This is a genomic window from Streptomyces soli (genome assembly GCF_003999195.1).
Classification (GTDB): domain Bacteria; phylum Actinomycetota; class Actinomycetes; order Streptomycetales; family Streptomycetaceae; genus Actinacidiphila; species Actinacidiphila soli.
The window spans coordinates 1-13738 of the sequence record NZ_RJVR01000042.1; the positions used below are offsets into that span (position 1 = coordinate 1).

Here is a 13738-nt window from a genome sequence, read left to right on the forward strand (position 1 = left end):
TCAAAACCCACACCACTTACGACGAAGCGACCGCCTGGTCGCACCACGCCCAACCCCATGCCGCTTGACACCCAACGACATGGGGTGTCTGACCCGACGCCCGAGGTCCACGGCGCGCTGACCGCGCCGGGGACTTGGACGAGCACGCCACGTACATCGCCGTGAGCATTCGGCGCCCTCGACTATCACGCCGTGATAATCGAGGGCGCCGATTCGATGCCTCTTTCAGGCCGCGGCCAGTAGTCGGCCCGCCATGGCGACAGGGGCTCGGTGACCCTGACTGTGGTGCCTCAGCCGGGCAATCACATTCGTTCTCGGCTCACAGCCGTCCGGCTTCGACGAGGGCCAGCAGGTCGTTTGCGGCCTGGTGGGCGCGGGTCCGGATGGCGGCCGCGTCGGGGACCGGTCGGTGTGGCCGATGGGCGACAAGCAGGTCGGCTGGATCGCCGGCGATGACATCGCGGCGGTCGTGGCCAGGGTCCTGGCCGAAGGCCCCGAGACGCACGCGGGCAAGGAGTACTACCTGTCCGCCGATCTCCTCAACGGCGCCGAGGTGGCCGAGGTCCTTTCCGCCGCCCTCGGGCGGGAGATCCCCGCGCTGGTCCTGACCCCGGACAATCTGCAGCGCATGATCGATGCGGGGCTGAACACCGCGCCTGCCAACATGGACGCCGCGTACGCGGCCAGCACGCTGATCTGGGCGCGACAAACCTACGAGGGCCGCATGGACTACTCCGCGGTCACCACCAGCACAGTCCAGGGCCTACTCGGCCGAGAACCCATCCATCTGGCCTCGTGGGCCACCGCACACCGTCAGGAACTGCTCGACCAGCTGGCCTGACAGCTGCGACCCCTGCCGGGCCGCGCACACCGTGCCCTCCGTCACTGGGCCCGCCATGACGAACCACGACCACATCATCCCTTCCCGCACCACAGTCCAGATCCCCACGGCTTCCGGAGACGACTGGAAGCCTCAGCGAGGAACCTCGGGCGTTCACGCCTGAGCGGAATCGCTTCTCGGGTCTGCTCTGACATGCGCTTCATAGCGGACGTTTCTGCAGCTCGATGTACTCCTTGATGATGGACAAGGGGGCTCCGCCACAGGATGCGGGGCAGCCGCCGCACCCATCGCCGTGACGAGTGCGTACGAGGCGACCTTTGTCGACGACCGCTGATCCGCGAGTGGTGCTTGGACGAGCGTGCCCGCGGCCGTGGACGGCAGCGCCCACGCGGCCTGGCACACCAGCAGGAGCGGCCCCAGACGGCCCAGAGGCCCATCCCGGGGAGCTTCGGCCGTGGCCCCGCCACGGCAGGCGGAACGCAAAACCGAGGAACGCTAGGTTTTCGTGCTCCGATGCGTCCTCGGTCGGGGAGGAGCGTTAGATTCGGGGCATGGTCACCAACCCGCGACGCGGTCCGTACTCCAAGGGAGTCGCGCGCCGCGCGGAGATCCTCAAGGTCGCGCTGGACGCGTATCACACGTCCGGGCGGCAGGGGCCCTCGCTGAAGTCCATCGCCGAAGCCGTGGGACTCACCGAAGCCGGCGTCCTGCACTACTTCGGCAGCAAGGACCACCTGCTGGTCGAGATCCTGGTGGCCCGCGACGAACATGACCTTGCCACCTACGACCTGTCCACCCTCGACGGCATGTGGGAGTTGCTCGCCCACACCACACGGACGCCGGGCCTCATCAAGCTCTTCGTCGACATGACCGCGGCCGCGGCGAACCCGGATCACCCCGCGCACACCTTCATGCGGCTGCGCACCCGCGCCATCCTCGGCCTCATCGAGAACGTCCTCGGCCCGGGCCACGAATGGCAGGCCCGCGCCCTGCTCGCCGCCGCCGAGGGTCTGCAGAACCAGTGGCTCCGCGACCCCTCCACCGACATCGTCGGCGACCTCAAACGCCTGCAGAAAGCCCTGGAATCCGAACCCGCCGACGTCTGACCGCGCCCGGCTCCGCCTGGACTCTCAGGTCAAACTCGCGGCACGAGAGACGCCTGTCCACTCGATCGGTGGAGGTTGAATTGGCCGGGTCAGGGATTTGTCGTTCCGCCTGCTGTCGTCGCCGGCCGTTAGGGGATGCCGCACCGCATGACTTTGACGCGATTCACCAAAACGCGACAGCGACTGGCCTATCCGTTGCGACGATTGCGTACACGCGACCGGGGGCTGCTCGCCTTGCGCCGAGCGGCCCGGACGGCTGTCGTCATGCCCGCCCTGTTCGCCCTCGGGGACAAGGCTATCGGAAGCCCGGAGGTGGCGACGTTCGCCGCGTTCGGCTCGTTCGCGATGCTGATGTTCGTCGATTTTGGCGGCCCCATGATCGACCGGTTGCAGGCGCAGGCCTCGCTGGCGGTCGTAGGTACGGTGTTCGTGTGCGTCGGAACACTGGCCTCGCGCAATCCTTGGCTGGCGGCCGTGGCGATGGGCGTGGTCGCGTTCGGGGTGCTGTTCGTCGGCGTCGTCAGCTCGACGTTGGCCGGGGCCACTACATCGCTGTTGCTGGCGTTCATTCTGCCGGTGTCGCTGTCCGGGGCACCCTCGGCGATCCCGGATCGGCTGGCGGGCTGGGCAATGGCCTCTGTCGCAGGGCTGGCGGCGGTGGCCCTGCTATGGCCGGCGCCGGCCGAGGATCAGCTTCGCGTCATGGCCACAGCCACGTGCCGGGCGCTGGCCGCACGACTGCGCCTGGAGGTCGCGCGGCTGCTCGACGGTGAGGACGCCCGAACGGCAGCGGAATGCGAGCAGGTCACTGTCGCCGCAGATTCCGCGGTGGCCGAACTGCATCAACTCTTTCTCGCCACGCCCTATCGCCCAACTGATCTGAGCACCACCGCCCGGGCGGTGGTCCGCCTGGTTGACGAGCTGAACTGGCTGCATTCCATCCTCACCCAGTCCCGGAAACCTCGGGTCGGCGCGGTGAATCGCGCTCCCTGTGCGGTGAAAGTCGCCGCGGCCGCCGTGCTCGAGCGGGGTGCGGAGCTGCTGGAGACGCCCCGTACGAATCCCGAGTCGCTGCGATCCGCGCTGACGGAGCTGCGTAACACCCAGGCCGTCCTGGAGCACAACGCGACGAGCGAGCTTCCGATCCGACGAGAGCGGCCGGGAGAAAACGAGGTCATGGCCGACGAACGGATCAGGGAGTTCATCGGCTCCTTGGATCCGAGCTTTCGTGCGCAGGAGTTGAGCTTCGTCGTGTCCTTGATCGGCAGCAACATCGACCTTGCGGCATCGGCCGAACGTCGCAGTTGGATCCAGCGAATCCTGGGCCGCCAACCCACGGGGCTGCCGGGAACGTTGTCAGCTGCCCAGGAGCGCGCGGCTGCCCACGTCGAACGACATTCGCTGTGGTTGCACAACAGCGTCCGCGGCGCGGTCGGGTTGGCACTGGCCGTGTTCGTCGCCACCCAAACAGGCGTCGAGCACTCCTTCTGGGTCGTGCTCGGCACCCTTTCCGTCCTCCGCTCGAACGCGCTGAACACCGGCCAGAACGTGCTGCGCGCGGTGAGCGGCACCGCCGTCGGCTTCGCGGTCGGGGCCGCGCTCCTGGTGCCGATCGGGAGTGACACCACGCTTTTGTGGTTCCTGCTGCCACTGGCGACCCTGCTGGCCGGCGTCGTACCTTCCGTGATCTCCTTCGCCGCAGGGCAGGCTGCGTTCACCCTCGTGCTGGTGATCTTGTTCAATATCATTCAGCCAACTGGGTGGCGCGTCGGACTGCTTCGGGTAGAGGACATCGCTCTCGGCTGCGCGGTCAGCCTCCTGGTGGGCGTGCTCTTCTGGCCGCGCGGCGCCGCCGCAGCGCTCAACAAATCGCTTGCCGAGGCCTACGCTGACAGCGCGAGTTATCTGGCCGCCGCCGTCGAATTCGGCATGCTCCGATGCGACTCCAGCACACCGAACCAGGTTGGGCCGGCCCAAGAGGCGGTACGCGCGGCCGCAGCGTCACGCAGAATGGACGACACATTCCGCGGCTATCTCGCTGAACGAGGCGCCAAACCCGTTCAATTGGCCGAGCTCGCCAGGCTGGTGTCCGGCGTAGCCGGTCTGCGGCTCGCGGCCGACGCAGTGCTGGATCTCTGGGGACGGGATGACGGCTGCGCGGCCGGCGACAGAGCCGCGGCCCGCCTCGAGCTGCTCCGCAGCACCGAATCGATCAGACGCTGGTACGACGATCTCGCGAACAGCCTGAACGGCTTGGACTCGGTCCCGGCACCCCTGACCCAGGACATGGACGCGGACGGCCGCCTGCTGCAAGCCGTACGGCATGATCTGCGCGGCGAGGACGGACAGGCCACCGGTACCGCAGTACGCATGATCTGGACCAGCGACCACCTCGACGCCGTCCGCAGGTTGCAGGCCGGCCTCGTCGGCCCGAACCTTCGCCCAGTGGGCCGCGGACTACGCCACGGATTTCACGGCCTGACCTGACCCGATGTGTATGCCTTGACAGGCATATACTGAGCATGGAATATAGGGTGCGTGTCCGTCGATACATTCTCCGTGCTTTCCGAGCCGACCCGGCGCCGGATTCTCGACCGGCTCCTGGAGGCCGAGAGCAGCGTCAATGAGCTGGCCAAGGCGCTCGATGTCAGCCAGCCCACGGTGTCCAAGCAGCTGAAGGTGCTGAGGGAAGCCGGGTTCGTCACCTGTCGCACGGAGGCCCAGCGGCGCATCTACCGCATACACGCACGTCCCTTCCAGGCACTCGATGACTGGCTTCAGCCGTATCGCGCCCTGTGGGACCGGCATCTCGATGCTCTCGAGCGCCACCTCGACAACCTGGAGGAGTCATGAGCCCGGACGCATACCGCCCGAGCCCGCTGGCCGATGTCGACTGCGAGGCGACGGAGGACCGCTGGACCCTGGTCTTCACCCGGGAGCTGCGCCACCCGCCCGAGAAGGTGTGGGCCGCGCTGACCGAGCCCGAGCAACTTGCCAAGTGGGCACCATACACCGCCGACCGCGACCTCTCCGAGGCGGGCGACGTCACGCTCACGATGATCGACGATGAGAAGCCCCAGGATATGGCGGCCGTGGTGGTGCGCGCCGAGCCACCGACGCTGCTGGAGTACACGCTCGGCACCGACCTGCTGCGCTGGGAACTGGCTGCCACCGACGCCGGTTGCCGGTTGACGTTGCGGCACACGGTCCAGGACCGCGACTGGATCCCGAAGGTCGCGGCTGGCTGGCACCTCTGCCTCGATGTGGCCGAGAAGCTGCTCGAAGGGCATCCGATCCCGCCGATCCGTGGCGCCGCAGCGGTCGATTTCGGCTGGTTGGAACTCAACGACCAGTACGCGCAGAAGTTCGGCATCCCCAATACCGGTATGCCCGAGCATCTGCGGGACGAGGACGAGGAGCCCTGATCGGCGACCTCAGTGGTGGAACAGCCGAAGGCCGGTGCGGGCGAGGGTGATCTGGTGCTCGCGGCAGGCGTCCTCGACTTCCGGGGACCGGACAGAGCCGCCCGGCTCCGCGATGTAGCCGACGCCGTGGCGGTGGGCATGGTCGACGTTGTCGCGGAAGGGCAGGGCGCCGTCCGAGACGAACGCGACGTCGCTCAGGCCCGCCAGCCACTGCGTGCGCTGGTGGGCCGTCAGCTCGGGGACAGGTTCAGACAGTGCTGCCGACAAGCGGGTGCGCTCGTACGGGGTGAGGTCGCCCTCGATGAAGCGGATCTGCCAGTTGATCCGGTCCTGGCGCCGGATGTGCGGCTGGAAGGCGAGCGCCCGCACTGCCGGGTGGCGTCGCAGCAACCAGGTGTCGGTCTTCGCGCCGGCCAGGCGGGTGCAGTCCACGCGGGACTGCTGGCCGGCGCCGATCCCCAGCGTCGCCCCACCGCGCAGGTAGCACACGGAATTGGACTGGGTGTAGCGCAGGACGGCCAGGCCCAGCAGGAGGTCCTGCGCTGCGGTGGCCGGCAGTGTGCCGCATACGACGTTGTCCAGCAGCGCGGTGGAGAGTGCCGCCTGGTCGCGCTGCTGGGTCAGCCGCAGCCCGGCAACCTCGCGTGCCTCGCGCTGTGGTGGCACGAAGGCCCTGTCCGCTTCCATGACCAGAAAGCGGCCGTTCTTCTTCATGCTGAGCGTCGCCACCGTGCCGGGGGCGTAGCCGGGGGCGATGATGCCGTCGCAGACCACGCGGGTCAGCAGCTCGGCGAGCTCGGCGTCGACCGGGTGGGAGACAGCGGCGAAGTCGCCGTAGGAGGACTTCGGGTCAGCGTCGCGGGCCCGCAGGTAGGCGCTGGTGAGCATGCCGACACGATCGCGGTCGATGCCGTAGAGGTCGGCGGTGACCTCGTCGACGGGCCCGGCCACCGCCGCTCCGGCGGGGGAGACGTGCTTGAAGGAGGCAGCGGCCGGCCGGTTCAGGGCCCGGCTCGCCTCCGATACGAGCTGCCAGCTGTTGAGTGCGTCGAGCATGTTGATGTAGGAGGGGCTGCCCTGCAACAGCCGTACGGGCCACTGGCCAGGCCGCACCGGTTCGGCAGCGGCCGCCTGCTGCTGGGGGTTGATTCCGTAACGCAGATCCACGTCGTGGCCTCCTGAGTCAGCTGGACATCACTGACGCAGGCGCCCAGGCGGTCGACGCTCACGCGGGAATACAGCCGCTCCCCGGTGGTCGTCCACCCTCGCCAGTCGCGGCCGGGCACGATGCTACCCGGGAGGCTTTCAGCTCGGTCCGCCGGGCATGCCGCCGACGTCGGGTCAGTTGGCCAAGGTGAGAACCACTTCGTCGATCTCCTCGCCGCGCGCGTTCGCGAAACCCCGCTCGTTGCCGGTCACCACGAATCCGCACTTCTCCAGGACCCGGATGGAACCGCCGTTGTCCGCGGCCGCACGGCCCCGCAGCGGACGCTCCGATACGACGCCGAGCAGCCCCCGCAGCGCGGCGGTCGCCGCTCCTTGGCCCCAGTGCTCCCGCCCGATCCAGTACGTGACCTCGCGGCTCTCGGGCGGGCCGAACACGGCAGCGTGCCCGACGATCTCACCGTTCTCACCGACGACGGTGCGCACGACGACGGCCGGATCGTGGCGGATCCGTGCCCAGTGGGCGTCGAAATGGTCGCGGTCCGAGGGATCCTTGGCGGTGAACGCTGCCATCCGAATGCCCTCGGGGTCATTCAACTGGTGGTAGAAGACCGGCAGATCGCCGTCCTGTACTTCGCGCAGCGTGACGTTCATCGGGGTCCTCCGTGGATACCCCCGCGTTTAGGCGGGGGAGGAATCGGACTCCTGCGGAGCGGGGCAGGGGAAGCCGATTCGCCGTCAGGGCGGATCGGCGTGTTCCCGGGCGATGGGCGTGAGCCACAAGCTGGTGTGGTAGTTTGTGAGTTATGGCCACTCACGTGAAGCGGGCGTTCAAGTACCGCTTCTATCCGACCGATGCGCAGGCGGCCGAGCTGTCGCGCACGTTCGGCTGCGTGCGGAAGGTCTACAACATGGCCCTCGAAGCCCGTACCACCGCGTGGTACCAGCGGCAGGAGAGGGTCAACTACAACGCCACTTCGGTGATGCTCACCGCCTGGAAGAGGACCGAGGAACTCGCCTACCTGTCCGAGGTCTCCTCGGTCCCGTTGCAGCAATGTCTGCGGCACCTGCAAGGCGCGTTCACCAGCTTCTTCGAGGGACGGGCGAAGTACCCGCGGTTCAAGTCGCGGAAGAAGTCGCGGAAGTCGGCGGAGTACACCAGCTCGGCGTTCCGCTACCGCGACAGCCGGCTGACGCTGGCCAAGATGCGCGAGCCCCTCGCCGTCGTGTGGTCCCGTCCGCTCCCCGAAGACGCGGCACCGTCCACGGTGACCGTGTCCCAGGACGCGGCAGGGCGCTGGTTCGTGTCGCTGCTGTGCGACGACACCATCGCTCCGGCCCCGGCCACCACGGCGGCGGTCGGTATCGACGCGGGCATCGCCTCCCTGATGACCCTGTCCACCGGGGAGAAGATCACCAACCCGCGTCACGAGCGCCGCGACCGCTCCCGTCTCGCGAAGGCGCAGCGGGAGCTGTCGCGCAAGGAGAAGGGCTCGGCGAACCGGGAGAAGGCCCGCCGGAAGGTCGCCAAGGTCCACGCGCGGATCGCTGACCGGCGCCGGGACTTCCTGCACAAGCTGACCACTCGACTCGTCCGTGAGAACCAAACGGTCGTGATCGAGGACCTGACCGTCCGCACCATGGTCAAGAACCACAAGCTCGCCCGCGCCATCTCCGACGCGGCGTGGAGCGACCTGCGGACGATGCTGGAGTACAAGTGCGCCTGGTACGGGCGCGACCTGGTGGTGATCGACCGGTGGTTCCCCAGCTCGAAGCTGTGCGGGGCGTGCGGCACGATCCGCGAGAAGCTGCCGCTGAACGTCCGTGAGTGGACGTGCGACTGCGGCATGACCCATGACCGCGACGTGAACGCGGCGCGCAACATCAAGGCGGTCGGGCTGGCCGTGTCTGCCTGTGGAGACGGTGTAAGACCTCAACGGGAGTCCTCCCGGACGGGGCAGTCGTCGGTGAAGCAGGAAGCCCAGCGGGTGACCGCTGGAAACCCCCGCCATTAGGCGGGGGAAGATGTCAACAGAGCCCTCCAGTGGCGAGCGATCGTGAGCGTTCATGTGCATTCAAGCATGACGGGGAACCCAGTTGCTCTCGCTGGACGCCGCTGACAGGGTCTGGGCCATGCCTACTTTCTCCGCGCATGACGGAACGAAGCTTGCCTACCACGTCTTCGGAGACGGCCCTCATGTGGTCTGCCTGCCTGGGGGAATGCAGGCTTCCGCGTATCTGGGTGACCTCGGCGGCCTTGCCGCGCACCGGCAGTTGGTCATGCTGGATCTCCGGGGAACCGGCGAGTCCGCCACACCGGAGGACCCCGCCTCCTACCGCTGCGACCACCTTGTCGATGACGTGGACGCCCTGCGCGAGCACCTCGGCCTCGAACGGATGGACCTGCTCGCGCATTCCGGCGGTGCGAATCTGGCGGTGCTGTATGCGGGCCGCCACCCGGAACGAGTCAGCAAGCTCGCGCTGATCACGCCGAGCGTCATGGCCGTCGGCATCACGATCACTGGAGACGTCCGGCGCGAGACCGCACAGCTCCGCCAGGACGAGCCGTGGTTCGCCGGAGCGTTCGCGGCCCTGGAAGCGATCGTGACCGGCAAGGCGACGGACGACTGCTGGCAGGCCATCGCGCCGTTCTCCTACGGTCGCTGGGACGAGGCGGCTCAAGCCCATCAGGCTGCCGAGGGCGGGCAGAGGAACAAGGAGGCGGCGATCGCCTTCGGCGCCGAAGGAGCATTCGATCCGGACGCCACCCGTGCGGCGCTCGCCCGGTTCCGGCCGCCGGTGCTCCTGCTCGCCGGAGAGGTCGATCTGAATTCTCCGCCTCCCACGATGGCCGAGTTCACCGGGCTGTTTCCGAACGCCAAGCTCGTCACTCAGCCTGGAGCCGGACACTTCCCGTGGCTCGACGATCCCAACCGGTTCGTGGCCACCACCGCGGCGTTCCTGGGATAGGCGACCGCCCGGCCCACGCCTTACGGCTGCGGCGCCGAGTCGTCCCCTACTGCGGTTGCGGCGGATCAGCAACTGACGGCCTCCGGGCCGGGGGGCGGCGAGGCGGCCGCTTCGACAAGCGGGTCTATGTCTTTCGCGGCACCGTTACCGGTGCCGCGAACCGGCTCTGGCTCCGCTCGTAACCCGTCGGACAGCCCTAGGCCTTCAGCTGGGTGAAGCGGATGTGGTTGCCGAAGGGGTCGCGGAGGCCGCAGTCGGTCCCGTACGGGCGATCGGTGGGTTCCTCGGTGAACTCGACGCCCCGGCCCAGCAGCGTCTCGTACGTCTTGCGGCAGTCGTCCGTGCTGAAGATGAGGTGGCCACCCATCGCCCCCTTGGTCACCAGCTCGCGGACCTGCTGCGCCGTCTCCTCGGACATCGCCGGAGCGCCCGGCTTCTCCAACAGGATCTGGCGCTCGGGGTGACCGGGTACGCTGACGGTCAGCCAGCGCATGAAGCCCATGTCGACGTCGGCGTTGACCTCCAGGTCAAGCTTGCCGACGTAGAAGTCGAGGGCCTCGTCCTGGTCGAGGACGTAAATCTGCGAATGCGTGATGGCGTTGAACATGTGCATCACGCTACCGGGCAAGCCGGACGAAAACTTATCCAAAACTGCTCAGTCGACGGACGGTACGGGCAGTGGGGACGGTCAGGCGCTCGGCCGCGTCCATGCCATCGTGAAGCACGTCGGTACGCCCGTGGCCGCCGCTTCCTTGCGGTACGTCCTCGGTGACCGGCCGACGATGTCGCGGAACGTGCGGCTGAAGGTTCCCGGGCTGCCGAAACCGACTTGGAAGCAGATGTCCGTCACACTGCGGTCGGTCTCCCGCAGCAGGAACATCGCACGCTCGACCCGGCGGCGCTGCAGGTAGCGGTGCGGCGTCTCGCCGAACGTGGCCCGGAAGGTGCGCGTGAAGTGCGCCTCCGACACATGGGCGATCCGGGCCAGGGCCGGGACGTCCAGCGGCTGCGCGTAGGCGCGGTCCATCGCATCCCGTGCCCGAAGCATGCGGCGGTTGGTCTCTTCTGCGGCGCGGCTCACGGCGCCATCACACCACGGTTGTCCGCCTTCCCGCCTTCCGTGACAGCTGCGGTGTCCGGCGAGTCACCTACGACCCCTGGCCGGCCTGGCCGGCTCCCACCGTCTGCCTGACCCCGGCAGCATCCAGCAGGGCCGCTGCTGTGACCGTGCCGATGCCGGCGAGTGCCTGGGCCCGTATGACGGCCCGGGCGCTCGCGCCATCGAACACGAGGGTCAACTGCACGGCCAGGGTCTCCGGATCCTCGGCCTCGGCGGCGACGAGTTCGGCCCGGAAGAAGTCGGTCAGGTGCTGCTTGAAATGGCGCGCGACCACACTGCCCGGATGCTCGGGGTCCTTCAGCTCCACCGCCGCACTCACGAAGGGGCAGCCGAGGAAGTTGCCCTCGGCAGCCAACTGGTCCTGCCGCTCGAAGACGGTCAGGATGCGCTCGCGCGGCGACCGCTCGTCGTCCGGGCCCGGCAGCAGGGCGGCCTGGTACGCCGGGCCCCGGCTGGCGAGGCTCTCCGCGATCACCTCGTCCTTGGACCGGAACAACTGGTACATCGACTTCTTCGAGACCCCGGCGGCCTTGCAGAGCGCATCCACGCCGATGCCCAGGCCATCGCGGTAGAAGAGTTCGCCCGCAGCGTTCAGCAGCCGCTCGCGGGGTGTCGCCGAGGTTGTCATGTCAACGAGGGTACCGGCTCGGCTTGCCATCGTAAACCGATCGGTTTACGATGGTGGAAACAGATCAGTTTCCACTCTGTCTGGAGTCGTTATGACCACTCTCGAAGGCGCCGTCGTACTCGTCACCGGCGGCAACCGCGGCATCGGCAAGGCAATCGTGGACGACCTGCTCACCCGTGGCGTGAAGAAGGTCTACGCCACCGCGCGGAACCCGCAGCCGAGCACTGACGCCCGCGTCGTACCGCTGGCTCTGGAGGTCACCGACCCGGCCTCGATCGAGGCGCTGGTGGCGGCCGCGCCAGACGTCACCGTACTGATCAACAACGCCGGCGGCAGCTCGCCGGACACCTACCTGGACGCACCCATCGAGGACATCCGGAACGTCTTCGAGACCAACTTCTTCGGCCCGCTGAATGTGACCCGGGCCTTCGTCCCGGTGATCGAGCGCAACGGCGGCGGCCACATCCTGAACGCGCACTCGGCGCTCTCCTGGGTCGCCTGGCATGGCGCGTACTCCGCCACCAAGGCCGCCTTCTGGCTGCAGACGAATGCCATTCGGCTCGAGCTGCTGGACCGCGGCATCGGCGTGACGGGTCTGCACATGGGATACGTCGACACCGACATGACCGCGGCGGTTACCCAGCCCAAGTCGAAGCCGGCCGACATCGCCAAGGAGGCGCTGGACGGGATCGAGAAGGGCGCGTTCGAAGTGCTCGCCGACGAGACCTCCCGCCAGACCAAGGCCGCCCTGTCCGGCGATATCATCGACCTCTACCCGCAGCTCAGGGCCTGAGCGGCCCCTGGCCCTCATTTCCGCAGCTCCAGCGACCGAAAGGCCGAGGGCAGTGGCCGCGGGTCGCGGCCGACGTCAGCGGTGTTCGGTCAGGTCCTCGGCGATGAGGGACAGGCCGATGCCCAGCAGCCAGACGTCCTTGGCCAGCGGGATTCCCTGCTGAGTGGGGCGTAGGCTGCCTTCCTCGCGCATGCCCTGCGTACGCAGGTAGAGCCCGAGGGTGCCGAGAGAGAATGCTGTCAGCGCGACCCCGGCGACGGCGGCAGGGACGACAGGCACGAGCAGCGTGGCGGCGACAGCGAGCTCCCCGCTGGACAGCAGTCCGGCGAACTTCTGGGCATCGAGCTTGCCCAGGAACGGGTAGGTGGTGGTGGCGAACTGCTGCAGTCCCTCAGCAGTGGCCTGGTCCGCGCCACGTTTGGACAGTCCGGAATTGAGGATGAACGTGCCGGCCGTGAGCCTGAGTGGCAGCTGCCGCGCCGCGGAACGCCATGCCGAACGGAATGCCATGCCGACCTCCCAACCGTTGCCCCCAACCACCACCCTGTCATCCGTCCGAAGCATGTCAAACGGGGAGCAGTCGCTGCTGGTGGGCCGGTGGCCCGGTAGCCGATCGGCCGATCCAGCCGGAGGCCAGGACGGTGGCGTCCGCGCCTCCGCGATGCGCTGGACGCGCCTCCACGGAATTGGCGGTGTAACGTCGAATTCAGCAGTCGTGGTTCCGAAGTACCCGGTCGCCCGTGGTCACGATCGCGGGTGATCTTGCTTGCTTTGCAGCGTCTCCGGACCAGGCGATCACCTCCGGACTCTGAATCCCCGGGTCCGTTCCGAGCCGTCTTGAAGGAGACAGCAATGGCTACCGGCACTGTGAAGTGGTTCAACGCCGAAAAGGGTTTCGGCTTCATTCAGCAGGACGGCGGCGGCGCCGACGTCTTTGCCCACTACTCCAATATCGACGCCCAGGGCTTCCGCGAGCTGCAGGAAGGCCAGAAGGTCGAGTTCGACGTCACCCAGGGCCAGAAGGGCCCGCAGGCCGAGCACATCCGGCCGCTGTAATCCCGGCCCCGGCTGCGCCCGCTGCCGGATAGGGGAGGGGGCACGGACGGCGGAGTGATCCGCCGTCCGTGCCCCCTCGGTCGTGGTCGGCAATCGTCAGCTGCTGGGGAACACCTCGAAGTCCGACAGCTGGCCGGCGGTCCAACCCGTGTTGGCGGTGATGTTGGCCCGTATGTATCTCGTGGTGGTGGCGGTGAGGGTGATGGTCACCGTGTTGCTGGTGTTCGGGTCGAAGGTGTAGCCGGCCGAGGCCTTGATCGTGGAGAAGTTCGAGCCGTCCGTGGATCCCAGCAGTGACAGGGTCTGTGTGCGAGCACCCCAAGCGGCCGGGAGCTTGAGGACGACTTTGCCGGCGCTGTAGTTCTGGCCGAGGTCGACCTGGGCCCACTGGGGGAACGAACCGTTCGTGCTCTCCCAGTACGTCGACGTGTCCGGATCGGTGAGGTTCGAGGCGATGTATGTGCCGTTACTCGAACTCGCCGACGCCGGGCGACCGGCCGCGATGTTGGTGGTGCTGCCGGTGCCAGTACCGGTGGTCGGGTAGGGCGGGTAGACCGGAGTCGGCCACGGGCCGCAGTACGGCGTGCCGCTGATGCCGGAGTTGCCGCCGCCGTCGGTGACGACGAAGTTCCCGC

16 protein-coding genes and 1 riboswitch are annotated in these 13738 nt (G+C 67.9%); of the genes, 9 read left to right on the forward strand and 7 right to left on the reverse strand.

The window, feature by feature from the left end; all coding sequences use genetic code 11:
- Positions 1-418: 418 nt before the first annotated feature.
- The 5 genes from EFK10_RS02205 to EFK10_RS02225 all read left to right on the forward strand — a co-directional run bounded on the left by EFK10_RS02205 (position 419) and on the right by EFK10_RS02225 (position 5372).
- Positions 419-841: a Rossmann-fold NAD(P)-binding domain-containing protein gene (locus EFK10_RS02205; protein WP_127354080.1), complete on the forward strand. Its 423-nt coding sequence runs from the start codon at positions 419-421 to the stop codon at positions 839-841.
- 551 nt (positions 842-1392) lie between these two features.
- The gene (locus tag EFK10_RS02210) at positions 1393-1947 is read left to right on the forward strand and encodes a TetR/AcrR family transcriptional regulator (RefSeq protein ID WP_127354081.1); all 555 of its coding nucleotides are present in this window, start codon (positions 1393-1395) and stop codon (positions 1945-1947) included.
- Between the two features lie 264 nt (positions 1948-2211).
- Positions 2212-4434, forward strand: a complete 2223-nt coding sequence (locus EFK10_RS02215; protein WP_240676928.1) for an FUSC family protein — start codon at positions 2212-2214, stop codon at positions 4432-4434.
- 51 nt (positions 4435-4485) lie between these two features.
- The gene (locus EFK10_RS02220) at positions 4486-4800 is read left to right on the forward strand and encodes an ArsR/SmtB family transcription factor (RefSeq protein WP_127354083.1); all 315 of its coding nucleotides are present in this window, start codon (positions 4486-4488) and stop codon (positions 4798-4800) included.
- Positions 4797-5372: an SRPBCC family protein gene (locus EFK10_RS02225; RefSeq protein WP_127354084.1), complete on the forward strand. Its 576-nt coding sequence runs from the start codon at positions 4797-4799 to the stop codon at positions 5370-5372. The genes EFK10_RS02220 and EFK10_RS02225 overlap by 4 nt, the downstream gene beginning before the upstream one ends.
- A gap of 9 nt (positions 5373-5381) precedes the next feature.
- On the opposite strand, the gene EFK10_RS02230 is transcribed toward EFK10_RS02225, so the two are convergent.
- Positions 5382-6539, reverse strand: a complete 1158-nt coding sequence (locus EFK10_RS02230) for a phosphoribosylaminoimidazolecarboxamide formyltransferase (protein WP_127354085.1) — start codon at positions 6537-6539, stop codon at positions 5382-5384.
- Positions 6540-6573: 34 nt separating this feature from the next.
- A riboswitch (ZMP/ZTP riboswitch) is annotated at positions 6574-6658 on the reverse strand.
- A 55-nt stretch (positions 6659-6713) separates the two neighbouring features.
- Entirely contained in the window at positions 6714-7190 is a 477-nt protein-coding gene (locus EFK10_RS02235) for a GNAT family N-acetyltransferase (RefSeq protein WP_127354086.1), read from the reverse strand.
- A gap of 152 nt (positions 7191-7342) precedes the next feature.
- Between EFK10_RS02235 and EFK10_RS02240 the strand changes: the two genes are divergently transcribed.
- A complete protein-coding gene (locus EFK10_RS02240) occupies positions 7343-8551 on the forward strand; it encodes an RNA-guided endonuclease InsQ/TnpB family protein (protein WP_127354087.1) in 1209 nt (402 codons plus the stop codon).
- Between the two features lie 118 nt (positions 8552-8669).
- Positions 8670-9506, forward strand: coding sequence for an alpha/beta fold hydrolase (locus EFK10_RS02245; RefSeq protein ID WP_127354088.1), 837 nt, complete (start codon positions 8670-8672; stop codon positions 9504-9506).
- Between the two features lie 196 nt (positions 9507-9702).
- On the opposite strand, the gene EFK10_RS02250 is transcribed toward EFK10_RS02245, so the two are convergent.
- The 3 genes from EFK10_RS02250 to EFK10_RS02260 all read right to left on the reverse strand — a co-directional run bounded on the left by EFK10_RS02250 (position 9703) and on the right by EFK10_RS02260 (position 11254).
- The gene (locus tag EFK10_RS02250; protein WP_127354089.1) at positions 9703-10113 is read right to left on the reverse strand and encodes a VOC family protein; all 411 of its coding nucleotides are present in this window, start codon (positions 10111-10113) and stop codon (positions 9703-9705) included.
- A gap of 81 nt (positions 10114-10194) precedes the next feature.
- On the reverse strand, positions 10195-10587 hold the full coding sequence (locus EFK10_RS02255) for a helix-turn-helix domain-containing protein (protein ID WP_206305275.1): 393 nt from the start codon (positions 10585-10587) through the stop codon (positions 10195-10197).
- Positions 10588-10654: 67 nt separating this feature from the next.
- Positions 10655-11254: a TetR/AcrR family transcriptional regulator gene (locus tag EFK10_RS02260; RefSeq protein WP_127354090.1), complete on the reverse strand. Its 600-nt coding sequence runs from the start codon at positions 11252-11254 to the stop codon at positions 10655-10657.
- Positions 11255-11345: 91 nt separating this feature from the next.
- Between EFK10_RS02260 and EFK10_RS02265 the strand changes: the two genes are divergently transcribed.
- Positions 11346-12047 (forward strand): SDR family oxidoreductase, encoded by a 702-nt coding sequence (locus tag EFK10_RS02265; RefSeq protein ID WP_127354091.1) that lies wholly within the window; start codon positions 11346-11348, stop codon positions 12045-12047.
- Positions 12048-12122: 75 nt separating this feature from the next.
- Here the strand turns inward: EFK10_RS02265 and EFK10_RS02270 are convergent, their stop codons facing one another.
- Positions 12123-12557, reverse strand: coding sequence for a hypothetical protein (locus tag EFK10_RS02270; protein WP_127354092.1), 435 nt, complete (start codon positions 12555-12557; stop codon positions 12123-12125).
- A 342-nt stretch (positions 12558-12899) separates the two neighbouring features.
- Between EFK10_RS02270 and EFK10_RS02275 the strand changes: the two genes are divergently transcribed.
- Positions 12900-13103 carry a cold-shock protein gene (locus EFK10_RS02275; RefSeq protein ID WP_127354093.1) on the forward strand — a complete coding sequence of 68 codons (204 nt, stop codon included), beginning with the start codon at positions 12900-12902 and terminating at the stop codon, positions 13101-13103.
- 96 nt (positions 13104-13199) lie between these two features.
- Here EFK10_RS02275 and EFK10_RS02280 read toward each other — a convergent pair.
- Positions 13200-13738 (reverse strand): discoidin domain-containing protein (locus tag EFK10_RS02280; RefSeq protein WP_240676929.1); only part of this gene is annotated, 539 nt, incomplete at its 5' end.

Bases quoted from the DNA above. Each gene is read 5' to 3' on its own strand.
- EFK10_RS02205 (WP_127354080.1), top strand. From the start codon at position 419: ATGGGCGACAAGCAGGTCGGCTGGATCGCCGGCGATGACATCGCGGCG.
- EFK10_RS02210 (WP_127354081.1), top strand. From the start codon at position 1,393: ATGGTCACCAACCCGCGACGCGGTCCGTACTCCAAGGGAGTCGCGCGC.
- EFK10_RS02215 (WP_240676928.1), top strand. From the start codon at position 2,212: ATGCCCGCCCTGTTCGCCCTCGGGGACAAGGCTATCGGAAGCCCGGAG.
- EFK10_RS02225 (WP_127354084.1), top strand. From the start codon at position 4,797: ATGAGCCCGGACGCATACCGCCCGAGCCCGCTGGCCGATGTCGACTGC.
- EFK10_RS02235 (WP_127354086.1), bottom strand. From the start codon at position 7,190: ATGAACGTCACGCTGCGCGAAGTACAGGACGGCGATCTGCCGGTCTTC.
- EFK10_RS02240 (WP_127354087.1), top strand. From the start codon at position 7,343: ATGGCCACTCACGTGAAGCGGGCGTTCAAGTACCGCTTCTATCCGACC.
- EFK10_RS02245 (WP_127354088.1), top strand. From the start codon at position 8,670: ATGCCTACTTTCTCCGCGCATGACGGAACGAAGCTTGCCTACCACGTC.
- EFK10_RS02250 (WP_127354089.1), bottom strand. From the start codon at position 10,113: ATGTTCAACGCCATCACGCATTCGCAGATTTACGTCCTCGACCAGGAC.
- EFK10_RS02260 (WP_127354090.1), bottom strand. From the start codon at position 11,254: ATGACAACCTCGGCGACACCCCGCGAGCGGCTGCTGAACGCTGCGGGC.
- EFK10_RS02265 (WP_127354091.1), top strand. From the start codon at position 11,346: ATGACCACTCTCGAAGGCGCCGTCGTACTCGTCACCGGCGGCAACCGC.
- EFK10_RS02270 (WP_127354092.1), bottom strand. From the start codon at position 12,557: ATGGCATTCCGTTCGGCATGGCGTTCCGCGGCGCGGCAGCTGCCACTC.
- EFK10_RS02275 (WP_127354093.1), top strand. From the start codon at position 12,900: ATGGCTACCGGCACTGTGAAGTGGTTCAACGCCGAAAAGGGTTTCGGC.